Annotated in this window: 14 protein-coding genes; 10 read left to right on the top strand and 4 right to left on the bottom strand. The window is 69.3% G+C overall.

Annotation, left to right across the window (positions count from 1 at the left end):
* Window positions 1-39: 39 nt before the first annotated feature.
* The 7 genes from Q664_RS01270 (at window position 40) to Q664_RS01240 (ending at window position 8,379) form a co-directional block, all read left to right on the top strand.
* Window positions 40-1,098: a hypothetical protein gene (locus Q664_RS01270; protein WP_235216509.1), complete on the top strand. Its 1,059-nt coding sequence runs from the start codon at window positions 40-42 to the stop codon at window positions 1,096-1,098.
* A complete protein-coding gene (locus Q664_RS01265) occupies window positions 1,095-2,024 on the top strand; it encodes an AAA family ATPase (RefSeq protein ID WP_043388882.1) in 930 nt (309 codons plus the stop codon). Before Q664_RS01270 ends, Q664_RS01265 begins: the two co-directional genes overlap by 4 nt.
* A complete protein-coding gene (locus Q664_RS01260) occupies window positions 2,021-3,346 on the top strand; it encodes a DUF58 domain-containing protein (RefSeq protein ID WP_043388881.1) in 1,326 nt (441 codons plus the stop codon). The genes Q664_RS01265 and Q664_RS01260 overlap by 4 nt, the downstream gene beginning before the upstream one ends.
* Window positions 3,347-3,458: 112 nt before the next feature.
* Entirely contained in the window at window positions 3,459-3,926 is a 468-nt protein-coding gene (locus tag Q664_RS55965) for an HNH endonuclease (RefSeq protein WP_160174305.1), read from the top strand.
* Between the two features lie 17 nt (window positions 3,927-3,943).
* Window positions 3,944-4,393, top strand: a complete 450-nt coding sequence (locus Q664_RS01250; RefSeq protein ID WP_043388878.1) for a DUF4265 domain-containing protein — start codon at window positions 3,944-3,946, stop codon at window positions 4,391-4,393.
* Window positions 4,394-4,632: 239 nt separating this feature from the next.
* Complete coding sequence (locus Q664_RS01245; RefSeq protein ID WP_043388876.1) at window positions 4,633-7,401, top strand: SNF2-related protein; 2,769 nt, start codon at window positions 4,633-4,635, stop codon at window positions 7,399-7,401.
* 249 nt (window positions 7,402-7,650) lie between these two features.
* Window positions 7,651-8,379, top strand: a complete 729-nt coding sequence (locus Q664_RS01240) for an alpha/beta hydrolase (protein ID WP_043388875.1) — start codon at window positions 7,651-7,653, stop codon at window positions 8,377-8,379.
* A 19-nt stretch (window positions 8,380-8,398) separates the two neighbouring features.
* On the opposite strand, the gene Q664_RS01235 is transcribed toward Q664_RS01240, so the two are convergent.
* The 3 genes from Q664_RS01235 to Q664_RS01225 all read right to left on the bottom strand — a co-directional run bounded on the left by Q664_RS01235 (window position 8,399) and on the right by Q664_RS01225 (window position 10,108).
* Window positions 8,399-8,728, bottom strand: a complete 330-nt coding sequence (locus Q664_RS01235; RefSeq protein WP_043388872.1) for a Smr/MutS family protein — start codon at window positions 8,726-8,728, stop codon at window positions 8,399-8,401.
* Window positions 8,718-8,966, bottom strand: a complete 249-nt coding sequence (locus tag Q664_RS01230) for a hypothetical protein (protein ID WP_043388870.1) — start codon at window positions 8,964-8,966, stop codon at window positions 8,718-8,720. The genes Q664_RS01235 and Q664_RS01230 overlap by 11 nt, the downstream gene beginning before the upstream one ends.
* Window positions 8,967-9,052: 86 nt before the next feature.
* Entirely contained in the window at window positions 9,053-10,108 is a 1,056-nt protein-coding gene (locus Q664_RS01225; protein ID WP_043388868.1) for a DUF72 domain-containing protein, read from the bottom strand.
* A gap of 185 nt (window positions 10,109-10,293) precedes the next feature.
* On the opposite strand from Q664_RS01225, the gene Q664_RS01220 reads away from it, so the two are divergent.
* The 3 genes from Q664_RS01220 to Q664_RS01210 all read left to right on the top strand — a co-directional run bounded on the left by Q664_RS01220 (window position 10,294) and on the right by Q664_RS01210 (window position 13,838).
* Window positions 10,294-11,148: a hypothetical protein gene (locus tag Q664_RS01220; RefSeq protein WP_043388866.1), complete on the top strand. Its 855-nt coding sequence runs from the start codon at window positions 10,294-10,296 to the stop codon at window positions 11,146-11,148.
* Between the two features lie 97 nt (window positions 11,149-11,245).
* Entirely contained in the window at window positions 11,246-12,904 is a 1,659-nt protein-coding gene (locus Q664_RS59870; RefSeq protein ID WP_084609458.1) for an N-acetylmuramidase domain-containing protein, read from the top strand.
* A gap of 127 nt (window positions 12,905-13,031) precedes the next feature.
* Window positions 13,032-13,838: a cyclase family protein gene (locus Q664_RS01210; protein WP_043388864.1), complete on the top strand. Its 807-nt coding sequence runs from the start codon at window positions 13,032-13,034 to the stop codon at window positions 13,836-13,838.
* 347 nt (window positions 13,839-14,185) lie between these two features.
* On the opposite strand, the gene Q664_RS01205 is transcribed toward Q664_RS01210, so the two are convergent.
* Entirely contained in the window at window positions 14,186-15,823 is a 1,638-nt protein-coding gene (locus Q664_RS01205) for a serine/threonine-protein kinase (RefSeq protein WP_075207279.1), read from the bottom strand.
* Window positions 15,824-15,921 lie beyond the last annotated feature (98 nt).

The raw sequence follows: 15,921 nt of genomic DNA, 5'->3' as shown, positions 1-15,921 counted from the left end.
AATTCCCCGCGAAAATCCAGGGGTTAGCCCGTAAGCCGTTTGACTTGGGCCATCGGGCACCGGAAGATGCTCGGCGCTTCCCAGACTCAAGGAGCGCCGGTCCTGAACTGCCCTGGCTGTGGCACCAAGGTCGCGGATGGCACCTCCATCTGCCCATCGTGCGACTACATCATCGACTCCTCGTTCATCTCGACCGATGCCCCCCCGGATGACGCGGAGGCCGCTCCGCCCCCGCCTCGCAGGCAGACCGCGTCCCGCCCCGCCTCGGGCGCTCGCGCCGCCACCGGTTCCCGTCCCGCGGCCCGCGCCAGCACCGGCTCGCGCCCCCGCGTCCCCACCTCCTCGGGCCGTCCCGCTGCTCCGGCTCCGGCCCCGGCGGTCGCCGACGAGGACGCCACCAACATCCGGCCCATGGAGGACATCGTCCGCAACGCGTCCCAGCGCTCGACGACGGGCGCTCGCGCCGCCACCGGACCTCGTCCCGCCGCGCGCACGGGCAGCGCTCCCGCCCGTCCGGCCCCGGCACCCGCTCCCGCGCCCAAGCGCCCCCAGCAGACCGAGCTCGACCCCGCCGACATCAACTACGTCCCCACCCGCGACCCCTACGGCACCAACACCGGCACCGGGCAGATCGTCGCCCCCGAGCAGGTCATCGAGGACTTCCGCGACTTCGTGGGCGTGCTCGGCCGCTCCGACAAGATCGCCTTCGCGGGCGGGGTCACCATCCTCGTCTCCTGCTTCCTCCCCTGGAAGGAGACGGCCGACGACGGAGAGATCCTCGGCCTGATGAGTCTCGGCCTCCTCGCCGTCCTGGCGGCCATCGGCATCATCGGCGCCATCACCGTGCGCGTGCGCCGGTTCATGCCCCACCTCAACGCGCTCGTCCCCTGGGTGGCACAGCTCGGCCTGTCCGTCTTCACCATCCTCTGGTGCATCGTCTTCATGAAGCTCTCGTACGACGCCACCGAGGTGCCCTCGCCCATGGGCAACGCCACCATCATGAACTCCACTCCCAGCTTCGGCGTGTTCCTCGGCCTGCTGGGCGCGCTGGTGAGCCTGGCGGGCTCGCTCATGGGACTGAAGGAGAAGCCCACGTGACGCCGGACCTGCGCCGCCTCCTCCAGGCCCTGGAGAGCACGGTGCTCGGCCAGCCGCAGGTGGTGGCGGACCTCGTCACCGCGTTCCTCGCGCGCGGGCACGTGCTGCTGGAGGGCGTCCCCGGCGTGGCCAAGACGCTCATCGCGCGCAGCATGGCCTCCGCGCTCGGGCTCGACTTCACCCGCGTCCAGTTCACCCCGGACCTGATGCCGAGCGACATCCTCGGCACCAACGTCTTCCGGCCCCAGGACAACGCCTTCCAGCTCGTGAAGGGCCCCGTCTTCACCGAGGTGCTCGTCGCCGACGAGATCAACCGCACCCCGCCCAAGACGCAGGCCGCGCTGCTGGAGGCCATGGAGGAGCGGCAGGTCACCATCGACGGCACCACGCACGTGCTGCCGCCCCACTTCTTCGTGGTGGCCACGCAGAACCCGCTGGAGCTGGAGGGCACCTACCCGCTGCCCGAGGCCCAGCTGGACCGTTTCCTCATGCGGGTGCGCGTGGGCTACCCGCCACCCGAGGCCGAGCTGGACATGGTGCGCGGCTTCCACCAGCGCGGAGGCAAGGCCGCCCAGATGGAGCGGGTGCTGGACGCCCCCACCCTCCTGGAGCTCCAGACGCGGGCCGCGAGCGTCGCCTGTGACGAGTCCGTGCTCGCCTACGCCGTGCGGCTCATCCGCGAGACGCGCGCCAACCCCCGCGTGCGGCTGGGTGCCTCCCCGCGCTCGGCCCAGGCGCTGCTGGCGGCGGCCAAGGCCCGGGCGGCCCTCAACGGCGGCGACTTCGTCACCCCGGACGACGTGAAGGCCGTCTGCCCCAGCGTCCTCAACCACCGCCTGCTCCTCAAGGCCGAGGCGGAGGTGGAGGGCCTCACCGCGGACGACGTGCTCCGCCAGACGTTGGAGCGCGTCCAGGTCCCCCGGTGAGCGCCGGCCGGCCCGTCCCCACGGGGCTCGCCGTGGCCCTCGTCGCGGTGGCCCTCGTGCCCGCCGCCCTCGCCGTGGCCGGCTCCGTCTTCCTGTGGCTCGCCGTTGCCCTGGACGCGGCGGTGCTGCTGCTGTGCGCCTTCGATTTCCTCTCCGCCCCTCGCGCCTCGGACGTGGAGGTGCGGCGCGCCGTGGAGCCCGTCCTCTCCTCGGGCACCGCCAACCCGGTGCGCCTGGAGCTGAGCCTGCGTGGCCCGAGGCCCGTGCGCGGGCAGGTGCGTGACGAAGTGCCTCCGGGCGTGGACGTACGCGGGCACCAGCAGCCCTTCGCCCTTTCGCCGGACGCTCCCCACGCCACCGTCTCCTACGCCCTCACGCCGCCCGCCCGCGGAGACCTGCGCCTCGGAGACGTGCATCTGCGCCTGCTCGGGCCCCTGGGCCTGTGCACACGCCAGGTGCGCGTCCCCGTCGCCCAGACCGTGAAGGTGTACCCGGACCTCACCGCTCTGACTCGCGAGGCGCTGGCGCTCGCCATGGCCTCGGACGCCCCCGCCGAGCGCACCCTGCGCCGCTCCGCCGAGGGCCGTGAGTTCGAGTCCCTCCGCGAGTACCGCACGGGCGACGACTACCGCACCGTGGACTGGAAGGCCTCGGCGCGCCGGGCCCGCACCATGGTGCGCGTGTACCAGCCCGAGCGGAACCAGCCGGTGCTGCTGCTGCTCGACTGCGGGCGCCACATGGCCGGCCGCGTGGACGGCCGCCGCAAGCTGGACCACGCCGTGGACGCGGCGCTGCGCCTGGCCAAGGTGAGCCTGGACGCGGGCGACATGGTGGGCGTGCTCGCCTTCGCCAGCGACGTGCGCGTCTACCTCCCGCCGCGCAAGGGCCACGAGCACCTGCGCCTGCTCACCGAGGCCCTCTACCGCGCCGAGGCCGCCCTCGAGGAGAGCGACTACGGCCGCGCCTACGACTTCGCCTTCGCCCGCTCCTCGCGCCGCTCGCTGGTGGTGCTCTTCACGGACCTGGTGGACCCGGACGCCTCGGGCACCCTGCTGGCCCGCACCCTCGCCCTGCGCCCCCGCCACCTGCCCGTGGTGGCCTCGCTCCTGGATCCCGATCTCCAGGCCGCCGCCACCGCCATCCCCGCCTCCGAGCAGGACGCCTACGCGCGCCAGGCCGCCGCACGCCTCGAGGAGGACTATCAACGCACGGCTCTCACCCTCCGAGATTCCGGTGCACTCGTGGTGCGAGCCCCCGCGAAGGGCTTCGGCGCCGCCGCCGTCAACACCTATCTGCACGTGAAGACGCGCGGCCTGCTGTAACTGCAATCCGCCTATACGAGGCTGCGCGGAGAAAGAGGACGAAATGAACGGACACGGCATGAGGCGGGTTCAACGCGGTACATCCGCCTTCCCGCTGAGTCTGCTCCAGTGGATGCCCCTCCTGCTGCTGGTTGCTGGGCTCTCGGCCATACCGTCCTTCGCGCAGCCAGCCATGGGAGATGGGGCAGGAGTGGCTCGAAACGCAGAAGCCACAGTACTTGAGCCTCTCGCACAAGAGATTCTGCCCGTTGACTCCGTCGCCATCGCGGCAGGAAAGAAAAGTGGAAAACCGCCTCAAAAAGGCACCGCGAATGGCGAGCGGGCCTACATGCGCTTCACGCCAAAGGGCAAGAAGGACGTCAAGGATGAGAACGCCCGGAAATACGATGGGGAGAAGCGCTGCGAGAACTGTGGTGTCACGACCGTCGATGCCCAGAAGAGCCAGAAGGGAGTCACGCCACCGGCCCATGAGGCCCAGGTGGATCATGTCATTCCGAAAGCGAAGGGCGGAGACGGAGCACCCTCGAATGGGCAGGTGCTATGCAGGGAGTGCAACAACGAGAAGAGCGACAAGCTCTGACCCTGGAGCACGGTCTCATGCCAGATGAGTACGTGAAGGTCCTGTTCAAGCTCGAAAGGGAGGACGAGGACTATCCCCCCGTCGACTATGAGCGGCTCTGGGCCAGACCCTTGGAGGATGGCTTGTTCGAGCTCGACAACATCCCCTTCTTCGTCCGAGGAATCAGTGTGGGCGATGTTGTCGCCGCGCGGCCTGGAGAGGGAGAAGTCGTGTTCTCCGAGTTGGTTCGTGAGTCGGGCAACAGCACGCTGCGTGTCATCGTCTTCGACGAAACCCACGTGGAGAAGGTGCGTCGCCAGTTCCAGGAACTCGGCTGCTCGACGGAGCTGAACGTCTCGAAGATGCTGGGCGTGGATGTGCCACCCCAGGTCGATCTCCAAGCCGTACGCACATGGCTCATGGAGATGCAGTCAGCAGGAGCCTTGGAGTTCGAGGACGCCTGCCTCCGTCACGAGGGGCTCGATTGACACGAGGGATTCCAAACCCCAGCACGCGGACTGGTGAAGCCCACTCACCGCCGTCAAGCCCTCTTTGCATCCCACCCCCGCCGCCACGCTCCTGAAGAAAAAGCGTGCCAATCGCTCCGAGGCCGATTTTTCGGCTCCGGACAAGACCCCCTTTACATGGCGATCTCACTTCCCAAAATGGCCCCTCTTTCGTGCTACACGCCTGTGGAAGCACGTTTCGTACGGTAGGGAGACGGGTCTTGCCGGAGGTCGCGAGGGAGTTCAGGGAGCTGCGGGTGGCGGTGGATGCGGCGGCGGTGTCGGGGACGGAGGTCCGCGCGAACGCTGAGCAGCAGTCACAGCCGTTGACGTCCTTCCACGAGCGGCTGCTCGCCGAGGAGCTCACCATCAAGAGCTCGGACTCGCGCGAGCGGCTCGCGGGAGCGCTCGCCGAGGCCAAGGTGGATCTCAACCCCCACCAGCTCGAGGCCGCGTGCTTCGCGATGGACTCGCTGTCGCGCGGCGGCTGCATGCTCGCGGACGAGGTGGGGCTCGGCAAAACCATCGAGGCGGGCATGGTCATCGCCCAGCTCATGGCCGAGGGGAAGACGCGCATCCTGATCCTCGCTCCCGCCGTGCTGCGGGCGCAGTGGAACAGCGAGCTGCGCGAGAAGTTCGACCTCGAGTCGGTGATGGTGGATGGCCGCACCGTGCGCGCCACGGGCAACTGCTTCGATCAGCCCTTCCCCGTCATCTGCTCGCACCCGTTCGCCGCCAACAAGGCGCAGCTGGTGGCGGAGATCCCCTGGGACGTCGTCATCATCGACGAGGCCCACCGCCTGCGGAACGCCTACCGCGCGGGCCACAAGACGGGCCAGGCGCTCCGCTCCGCCCTCAGCGGCCGCCCCAAGCTGCTGCTCACCGCCACGCCCCTTCAGAACGATCTGATGGAGCTGTTCGGGCTGGTGACGCTCCTGGACGAGCAGATCCTCGGCCCCGAGCACGCCTTCCGCAGCCGCTACCGGCTGGAGGCCGAGACGGGCGGGCTGCAGACGGACGCCGTCAACGAGCTCAAGGAGCGGCTGGCCCCGGTGGTCCAGCGCACGCTGCGCCGCCAGGTGCGCGAGTACGTGCGCTACACCAACCGCCGCTCCATCGTGGAGGACTTCGCGCCCTCGCCCGAGGAGCAGGACCTCTACGAGAAGGTGAGCGAGTACCTGCGGCGCTCCGAGGTCGCGGCCATCGAGCCGGGCAAGAAGACGCTGCTCACGCTCTGCTACCGCAAGCTGCTGGCCTCCTCCACGTACGCCATCGCCCCCACCCTGCGGCGGCTCGCGGACAACCTGGCCAAGCGCCTGGAGGCGGCCAGGCTGGGCCAGCAGGCCCTGGCGCTCTTCGAGCCGGAAGAGGCGAAGCAGTACGTCGAGGAGGGCGAGGAGTGGTCGGACGACCCCGCCAAGCCCGTGAGCATCCGCACGCTCGAGAACGAGCAGTGGGAACTCAAGCAGTACGCGGACCTGGCCGACTCCATCAAGGTGAACGCCAAGGGCGAGGCCCTCAATCGCGCCCTGGACCGCACCTTCAAGGTGATGAAGGGCCAGGGCTGGCCGGAGAAGGCACTCATCTTCACCGAGTCCAAGCGCACGCAGCAGTACCTCTTCAACCTGCTCTCCGCCAACGGTTACGCGGGGAAGATCTCCCTGCTCTCCGGCGACGCGGGCGGAGGCCCCGAGGAGCGCCGCGCGCTGGTGACGGAGTTCCGCGAGAAGACGCAGATCCTCATCTGTACCGAGGCGGGCGCCGAGGGACTCAACCTCCAGTTCTGCAACCTGGTGGTGAACTACGATCTGCCGTGGAACCCGCAGCGGGTGGAGCAGCGCATCGGCCGCTGCCACCGCTATGGCCAGCAGCGGGACGTGCTCGTCATCAACTTCCTCAACCGGCAGAACGCCGCGGACGCGCGGCTGTACGAGCTGCTGGAGAAGAAGCTGAACCTCTTCGACGGCGTGTTCGGCGCGTCGGACGAGATCCTCGGCGCGCTGGAGAGCGGCGTCGACTTCGAGCGGCGCATCCTGGACATCTACCAGTCCTGCCGCCACCCGGACGACATCAACAAGGCCTTCGACAAGCTGCGCTCGGACATGGAGGGGCGCATCAGCGCGCGGATGACGGAAGCGCGCTCGGTGCTGATGGAGCGCTTCGACGGCGACGTGCGGCGGCGGCTGCGCATGGCCGGAGCGGTGACGAAGGAGGCGCTGGAGAAGCGCCAGCAGGGCGCGAAGGCCCTGACGGGCTCGGTGCTGGGCAACAACAGCGCCTCGGGCCGGCTCCAGGTGGCCAAGGCGGCGTACGCGGTGCGAGACCGCACGCATGACGCCATCAACTACCTGCAGCTGAGCGCGGCGGAGCTGCCGGCGCGGCTGGCCCGGCTGGCGGGCAGCGAGGGCTGGTGGTTCGTCTACAAGTTCGAGACGACGGGCCTGAAGCCCGAGGAGAAGATGGTGCACCTGGTGCTGGTGCTGGACCGGGACGGCAAGGGCTTCCGGGTCCTGCCGCTCGCGGACGGCGAGCACTTCGTGAAGCTGGCGGCCAAGGAGGAGCGGCGCCGGCAACCGCCTCCGGTGTCGGTGTCGCTGATGCAGGAGCAGGCGCTGATGGCGGCCAAGGAGGAGATCCTCCGGGCGGCGGAGCGGCGCAACGCGCTGGAGATGGACCTGGCGCGGGAGCGGGCGGACCGGTACGCGGAGGACTGCCTGCTGGAGACGCGCGAGCAGGTGGAGAAGGCGCGCGAGGCCTGGCAGGAGGCGCGCAAGGTGGTGTGCGCGCAGGAAGACCCCGCCGAGCGGGTGAAGGCCCGTGGCCACGCGGAGCGGCTGGAGCGCGAGTACCGCAAGAAGCTGGCGTCGCTGCGCAACGAGGAGGAGAAGCGTTACGCGGCGAAGGACCGGCAGGTGGCGGACCTGGCCAACAAGTCGAAGGTGACGGAGAAGCGCTCGCTCATCGCCTCCGCCTACTTCTGGCTGTCGTAGCCATCCCCCAAGGTGCCCATTTCCCCTCTCCCCCCCGGGAGAGGAGCCCCCCGTCGTTCAAAGGGGGGGGCAAGCCCCCCGGGGTGAGGGAATCCGACCCCCGGGTTCCCCACGGGAAGCAGGCATCCGTCCAGGCACTCGCCGCATACATCCCGACGAAGCAGGCACCCCAGTCGCCGAGGAGACACGGGAGTCGTCCTCGCTGCCTGGCCGTGCCAGATTGAGCCCAGACGACGGAGGGCCAGGTCGATGAGCACCAGGGAGAAGGGCGAAACCGGGCGGCAGGAAGAGGTCTGGCGTTCGGCCCGGGCGGGGCGTCTGCGGGCACAACCGGGATCCCCGCGGACCGAGGGCCCGACAGGCCTGCATCCACTCGGCGAGAGCCTCGAGCACGATGGCATCCTCTACGTGCCCCCCGGCTACCGGCCGGACCAGCCCGCGCCGCTCGCGGTGATGCTCCACGGAGCGGGAGGCTCGGCCCGGCACGGATTGGAGCTGCTCCAGCCCCTGGCCGATGACGCGAACCTCCTCCTCCTGGCCCCGGGCTCACAAGGGCCCACGTGGGACGTCATCGTGGAGGACTTCGGGCCGGACGTGCACGCCATCGACGAGGCGCTCGCGCACACCTTCGAGCGCTACGCGGTGGACCCCGCGCGGGTGGCCATCGGCGGCTTCTCCGATGGGGCGTCGTACGCGCTCTCGCTGGGGCTCGGCAACGGAGACCTGTTCAAGCACATCATCGCCTTCTCACCGGGCTTCGCGGTGCCGCCGCGGCAGCTGGGCACCCCGCGCATCTTCATGAGCCACGGGACGCAGGACCGGGTGCTCCCCATCGACCGGTGCAGCCGCAGGCTGATGCGCGTGTTCGAGCGCGCCGGCTACGACGTGAATTACCACGAGTTCGAGGGACCCCACGTCGTGCCCGAGGAGATGATGCGCGAGGCGGTCCACTGGTGGTTGGAGGGGACGATCCACTGAGCAGGCCAACGGGCCCTCGCTACCCCGCCGTGTCTCCGGGAGCCAGGGGCTTCAACCGGACCCAGGTGGCGCCCCATCCCCCATCGCTCTCGGAGGCGGAACGGAACGACTCCACCTCGGGCAACCTGGGGAGCAGCGCCTGCACGGTGCGCCGCAGCGCGCCCGAGCCCTTGCCGTGGATGATGCGAACGTCGAGTACTCCCTTCTGACGGCAGGCCCAGAGGTACTCGGTGACGACGTCCTTGACGTCGCGGGGGTGGAACAGATGCAGGTCGAGGTTCCCATCCAGGGGGAGCTCGACGGGTGCTTCGGGGTCGAAATCGTCGTCCGGGTCCTGCTCAGAGGCCACGGCGCTCCCGCTCCAGCTCCTGCTTTCGACGCTCCGCGGCGAGCTTGTGACGCGCCTCGGCGTCTCTGAATTCGGACTCCAGCGTGGAAATCTCGTTACGCAGGGTGGAGAAGTGTTTACGCACGTCTTCCCAGGTGTTGCCGGCTTGCTGGCGTCGCGATTCTTCCTCGACACCAGCGCCCGCCCCTCCGGCCGCCGTCATGCGTGCCACGAGCGCTGCAACCAGGACCGATCTCATGACCGTCCCTCCAAGCAAGCTACGTGCTCAGCTCAACAGACGTTTTGGATCCCACATCCAGCACCATAGACGCACATGTGAAGGGATCAAGAGTCCACAGTCGCGGCCTTTCCTGTACGTGACATGACGCTTCGCGCCAGAAGCACGGCGGAAAGGGGTGCGCTTCCTTCGGCCTTGTTGTTGAGCGTGACGAAAACAGGCCTGCCGGAGCGCAGCGCGGCGGCACTGGCGCGGGCGATGGCCTCGCGGGTGCGCACGTCCTCGTCCACCAGCTTGTCGAAGGGGAAGTAGCGCTTGCGGGCCTCCTCGTAGTCGAGGTTCGGCGGCAGCATCCAGCGCACCACGAGCGCCGGGGCCTGCAGGGCCCGCAGACGCACGGCCTGACGCTCCACGGGGGGCATGTTCTTCCAGGCGGCGAGCACGGGGCAGACACCAACGTCCGCGAGCGCCTGGGCCAGGGCCTCGGTGAGCAGGGACTCGTTGCGCAGCTCGACGGCGTAGAGGGGGCCTCGGGGCAGCGCGGAGAGGAACGCGTACAGCCGCTCCACGAAGGGCCCGGCCCCACCGAGGTCCTGCGGATCCTGCGGCGGCAACTGGAAGACGAGCGGCCCGGCCTTCTCCCCCAATCCCTCGACGAAGGGGGCCACCACGAGATCGCGCGCGTAAGCGGCATCGAGAAAGCGCTCATTGGGCTGACCGCGCAGGTCGCCATAACGCACGTGCACGGGCCAGCGAGACAGGGTGCAGGCCTCGTGGGCCTTCACGAGGAAGCGGAAGCCGGGAGGCACCTGAGCGGCGTACTCGGCGAAGGCGGAGGCGGGGATGGGGGCGTAGAAGGTCCGGTCCACGCCCACGGTGCGCAGCACGGGGTGCTGGGCGTACGCGGCGAGCCCCTCGCGGGAGAGGCGCGCCGGGGTGGCCTCGCGGTCGTAGACGAGCCCTGGCCCCGTCCAGCCCGGGAACGTCCAGGACGAGGTGCCGAGGAACAAGCCCGGCGGCAGGTGCTCCCCGAGCGCCCTCACCTCCTCGGGTTGCTCGGCGGGGCCCACGGGCTCTCCCTGGCCCCGGCGGCGCCCCCGGGACGGCGTGGGGCTTGGGGCCCCGGTGAAGAGATCGAGCTGGGAGGGATCACGGTCTGGCATGCGCGCTCCGGCGTACTCTATTCCTAGAGTAAGTCGTAACGGCCGAACTTCCAAGGTCAAGTCGAACGCGAGCGCACGCCCGGCGCGCGAGGAGCCAGGCGCCCACCGGGATTGGAACTGGCTCCCGGGCGGGGACCTGGGACAGTGGCCCATGCAGCGGCCACCCGACGAAAGGGGTTCCCGAGGTGCGTGCTCGAATCGCGACGTGGAGCTCGATGTGTTTCCTGGCGCTCGTGACCGCCTGTGCACGCGGCCAGCTGAAACCGGAGGCGAACACGCCGGCCACCACCGGCTGCGCGGGCCCGGAGTCCTTGTGCTGGGACTTCGAGGACGGCACGGTCCCGGCCGGCTGGACGCCACATCGCGACGAGTTCAACGGGCAGTTGCTCGTGGACGACACGCGGGCCCACAGCGGCAGGTACGCGCTGCACGCCCGGCAACTGTCCGGCGGCAAGGAAGGGACGCAGGGAGGACCCAAGAAGACGCTCCGCTTCGACCTGCCCGCCCACTTCGGCCCCGTGCTGTGGGGCCGCGCCTACGTCTACACGACGCCCGAGCGGCCCGCCTCGCACGCGGGACTCTTCAGCGCGCGCTACCCGCGGCCCGGAAGCGCGGACCGCGCGTTCGACACGCTCGACTGGTACGAGGTGGCCACGTACCAACAAAAGTACATGGCCATCTGGCACCCGCCCGAGCCGCCCGGATTCCCGGAGTGGGTGCTCGTCTCCGGCACGCCCCTGGTGCTCGATGGCTGGGCGTGCCTCGAGTGGCTCTTCGACGGGGCCAACGGCTCGCACCCGGAGGCCGCGGAGCCGCGCATGTGGCTCGATGGCGTCGAGCTCGAATGGCCCGAGCGCTTCGTCTTCTCCGATCCGCCCACGACGGTGCCCCCGGTGCGGGAGAAGGCCACTGACTTCACGGTGCTCGAAACCGGGGTCGTGCTCTACCAGGGCCTCTCGGTCCCCACCGACTGGTGGATCGATGACCTGGCCGTCGGCCCGCGGCGGATCGGCTGCGGCCAGGGCCACCCACCCCGGTAGACAGCGGCCGTTCAGGTCCGGTTGCCCGGAAAAATCGCTCGCGGGTCCAAGGCTTCGTCAGCCCCACAGAGACGACACGCCCATGGGACCGCACGACATGACCCGATTCACCGGAGCCGCCACTCCCCTCACCGCCCAGGGCATCCAGGCCTGCGCCGACAAGCTCTCGGTACACCCGGCCGAAATCTGGGCCGTGCTCCAGATCGAGACCCGGGGCTGTGGGTACTTCGCGGACCGCCGGCCCGCCATCCTCTTCGAGCGCCACGTCTTCAGCCGCAGGACACACGGCCGCTTCGACGCACAGGCCGCCGACATCAGCAATCCCAGGGCCGGGGGCTATGCCAGCGGCCCGGCGGAGTACCCGAGGCTCGAGCGGGCCATGGCCCTCGACGAGCAGGCCGCGCTGGAGAGCGCCTCGTGGGGGCTCGGCCAGGTGATGGGCTACCATGCCGCGGAGCTGGGCTACGGCTCCGTGGAACAGTTCGTCAGCCGGATGATGGCCTCCGAGGACGAGCAGCTCGCGGCCATGGCGGCGTTCATCCAGCACCACGGTCTGGCCCAGGCCCTGCGAGACCACGACTGGGCCGCGTTCGCCCACGGCTACAACGGCGCGGGCTATGCGAAGAACGAGTACGACAAGAAGCTGGCCGCGGCCTGGCGGCGATTGTCCACCCACGCCCCGCCGGACCTGGGCGTGCGCGAGGGCCAGCTCCTGCTCACGTTCCTGGGCTTCGAGCCAGGCACGGTGGACGGCGCGTTCGGCGCGCGCACGAAGGCGGCCCTGAACCGGTTCCAGGGTGAGCATCACCTGCCCCTCACCTCGGGCTTCGACCCGGCCACCCTCGAGGCCCTGCGGCAGCTCGTCTCCCCGCCGCCGAGCACGGTATCAGGTGCGGAGTCCCCCGTGCGGCAGGTGCCCGTGGCCCCCACGGCGGTCGTGACGCTGGCCCCGCGTCCCCCCGCCCCCGTGGTGGTGAAGAGCCCCGAGCCCGTGGAGCTGACACCGGCCGAGCCCGTTCCCGCTCCTGCTCCAGTGGAAGTGCTGCCGGTGGAGCTGCTCCGCCAGAAGCTCTCCCAGCCGCTCGACAAGGACGTCCAGCACGAGCTCGCCAGGCTCCTGATGCTGCGCGAGAAGGCCGCACCGGTGCTCGGCCCCAGCGCCATCCAGTCCATCGATCTGGGCCTCACGGCCCTGCTGTCCTCGGAGCAGCCCAACCTCGCGTTCGTGCGGAGCATCCGCCTGCGCATCGCCTCCGCGCTCGCGGACCAGCTCTACCCCCTGCGCCCGCTCCCCCTCCTGCGGTCGGACTCTCCCGCCATCCAGGTGGTGCTCGGGCTGGGGCTGCTGATGCTCGTCTCGAACGGGATGACCGCCTTCATCCACTCGGTGCTGACCCATGAGAGCACCCAGCTCTTTGGCTTCCCCGTCCGCACGCTGTTGCTGGTGGGGCTGTGCGGCGCCATGGGCGGCGTGGTGAGCATCCTCATGCGGCTCTCGGAGCTCGAGAAGCTCCGGGGCGCCAGCCGCACCTCCATGGTGATGTTGGGGTTCTTCAAGCCGGTGATCGGCCTGTACAGCGCGCTCTTCTGCTTCGCGCTGATGAAATCCGGGCTGCTGCCCCTCCAGCCGCCGAATCCGGAGTCGGAGCAGTACCTCTACATGGCGGTGTGCTTCCTGGTCGGCTTCAGCGAGCGGCTCGCGAAGGACATGTTCGCCCGAGTGGAGGAAGGTCTCACCGCGATGGGAAATGGCTGAGCCCTCCGGGCACGGTCTCGCCAAAGTTGTCCAACAGTTGGACAAGTTCGTGAAGAGCGCGCCCGGGAGGCCGGCTGAACGCGAGAGGATGGCCGGGCATCGCAGGGCGAACGGAGGCAGCGAACCCATGAAGAAGCACTGGCTCATCAGTCTGTGGATGCTCACGTCTCTTGGCTGCATGGGGAGGGCCACGATCCCCTCCACCCGGCTCCTTCCCGAAGGGGCACGCCTGGTGGACCTGACCTACGACTTCGACGAAAAGACCCTCTACTGGCCCACCTCGCCCTCCGGCTTCGAGCTGAAACAGTTGAGCCACGGCATGACGGTGGGCGGCTACTTCTACGCGTCCAACACGCTGTGCGCTCCCGAGCACGGAGGAACGCACCTGGACGCTCCCATCCACTTCGCGGAGGGGAAGATGACGGCCGATCAACTCCCCCTGGAGCGACTCATCGCCCCAGCGGTCGTCATCGACATCTCGGCCGACGCGGCGAAGGAGCCGGATGCCCTGCTCCAGCCCTCGCACGTCGAGGCGTTCGAGAAGGAGCACGGCCGCATCGAGCCCGGAACCATCGTCCTGGTGCGGACCGGATGGGGACGGTTCTGGCCCGACAAGAAGCAATACCTCGGCGATGACACGCCGGGAGATGCCTCGAAGCTCCACTTCCCGGGCATCTCCCGGGAAGCCGCCGAGGCCCTCGTGGAGCGGAAAGCCGCTGCTGTCGGCATCGACACGGCCAGCATCGACCACGGGCCATCCAAGGACTTCATCGCCCATCAGGTCCTCATGAAGGCGAACACGCCCGCCTTCGAGAACGTCGCGGCCATGGAGAAGCTCCCCATCCGAGGCGCACTCATCGTGGCACTGCCGATGAAGGTCCGCGGCGGCTCGGGAGGCCCCCTGCGGATCGTCGCGGTGCTTCCGCCAGCGTGAGAGTGGTGCCCACGGGGAAGAACCGAGGAGCCTTCCGGCCACGCGGCGTACCAACTGGTCCAACAGTCGGACCAGTTGCTCCCCATCGCGTCCGGAACCTCCCTCCCAGACAGGATCCCCTCTCCCCTCGGGAGAGGGTCAGGGTGAGGGTATCCGGGTCCGTTCTTCAACCCGTGGACCCCACTGTGAACAGAGGGTTCAACCAGGGATGCGAGATACCCTCACCCCGTCCCTCTCCCGGAGGGCGAGGGGAAATGGGCGCAGTGGGGGGGAAATCGGCGCGGTGGGGAAATGGCCGCCACACCTTCGCGGACTCACTCCTTTCCGCCTCCCTGTCCGACGCGCATTCACTGCGGCTCCACCAGCTCCCGTTTCATCTCCACCACGGCCGTGGGCTCCTCCTCGTCCATGGAGCGCGCGGACTCCGGACTCCCCGTCACCTCGAGCATCGGCGACTCCTGGATGAGCTGGGCCAGCGCCAGCTGTCCATGCGGATAGGGTGCGTGCGCTCCCGTCAGCGCGCAGAGTTGCTCACGCAGCCGCTGCCCTCTCGGGGTGCGCTCCTCGTTCCGCCACTGGAGCAGGTCCATGATGGCGGCGTCCAACGCCGGGGGCACGTCCGGCCTGAACGCCGAGGGCGGCAGGAGTGACGGTGGAGGCGTGGGCTTCAGCCGCTCGGCGATGTCTTCCCCGCCCTTGAAGAGGGGCTGTCCCGTGAGGGCCTCGTGCAGCGTGGCCCCGAGCGCGAAGAGATCCGCGCGCCCGTCGAAGGGCTCGCCCCGGGCCTGCTCCGGTGCCAGGTAGCCCAGCTTGCCGCGCACCCGGTCCGCCTGGGTGAGGCGCACATGGATGCCCGCTCGCGCCACCCCGAAATCCCCCAGCTTCACCTCGCCAATGCGCGACAAGAGGATGTTGGGCGGATTCACGTCCCGGTGCACCAGCCGCAGCGGCACACCGTTGCTCGAGGTGCGCCGGTGCACGTAGTCGAGCGCATCACCCAGCTCCGCCCCGATGTACGCCACCACCTCTGGCGGCAGGGGCCCATGGCTCTTGAGCAGCTCTCGCAGGGACAGCCCGTCGATGTACTCCATGGCCATGAAGTACGTGTCCTTGAAGCGGCCCACGTCCAGCACCTGGATGAGGTTGGGGTGGTTGAGCAGCGAGCCCAGCTCCGCCTCGCGGCGGAAGAGCGTGACGAAGTCCTCGTCCTCGGCGTAGGCCGGGAGGATGCGCTTGATGGCCACCACCTTCTCGAAGCCACCCTCCGGGCTATAGGTGGCGCGGAACACCTCGGCCATGCCCCCGACTCCCAACCGCTCGTGGAGGAAGTACTTGCCCAGCAGATCCTTCGCGCGGATGGCGTGCAGGGCCTCCTCGGCCTTGCGCGTGATGTGGCCGGCCACCATCGCCGCCATGCCGCCCGTGATGAAGTAGTAGACGGCGCGCTGCACCATGAGCGGCGGTGTGAACATCACCGGCACGGGTGAGGGCAGCCGGGGCAGGGCCACGAAGTAATAGAGCAGCAACATCTCCGCGGCCACCAGGCAGCCCGCGAACAGGGCCAGCCGCTTGGAGCGCAGCGCCGCGAGCACGATGAGCGTGCTCCAGAGCACGGCCGCGGGATTGGACAGGGCCTGCCCGGCATCCGCGAAGAGGATGTCGTAGGCGAAGAGCCACACACCGGCGCCGGTCTCCAGACAAACGTTGAACCAGCAGATGGCGGGATGGAACCACCCGCGCCGGATCATCCGGGACATCGACCCGAAATACACGCCGTAGGCCGCGCAACTGCCGATGATGGCGAGGGCCCGGGACCACCCGAGCGACGGACCCAGCCCCACCGCGCACAGGAGGAAGAAGAAGGCCACCCCCGCGTTGAACCCGGTCACGGAGGCTTCCCGGGCGGCGACATCCGCCCCCAGGTGCTCGGCGAGCAGTTGGGTGCCAACCGGGGCGAGGGTGTCTGAACGGGGGAGCTGGGTCATACGGACCCCATTCTCGGGGAGCCGGGCGGTCAACGCGAGTCCGTGACACGGCTTCTACCCGCCATCCGATGTGATGGGTGACCTCGCCCCGCCAGTCC

It is taken from the genome of Archangium violaceum Cb vi76, assembly GCF_000733295.1.
Taxonomy (GTDB): Bacteria; Myxococcota; Myxococcia; order Myxococcales; family Myxococcaceae; genus Archangium; species Archangium violaceum.
This window is presented reverse-complemented; position numbering and strand designations above follow the sequence as displayed.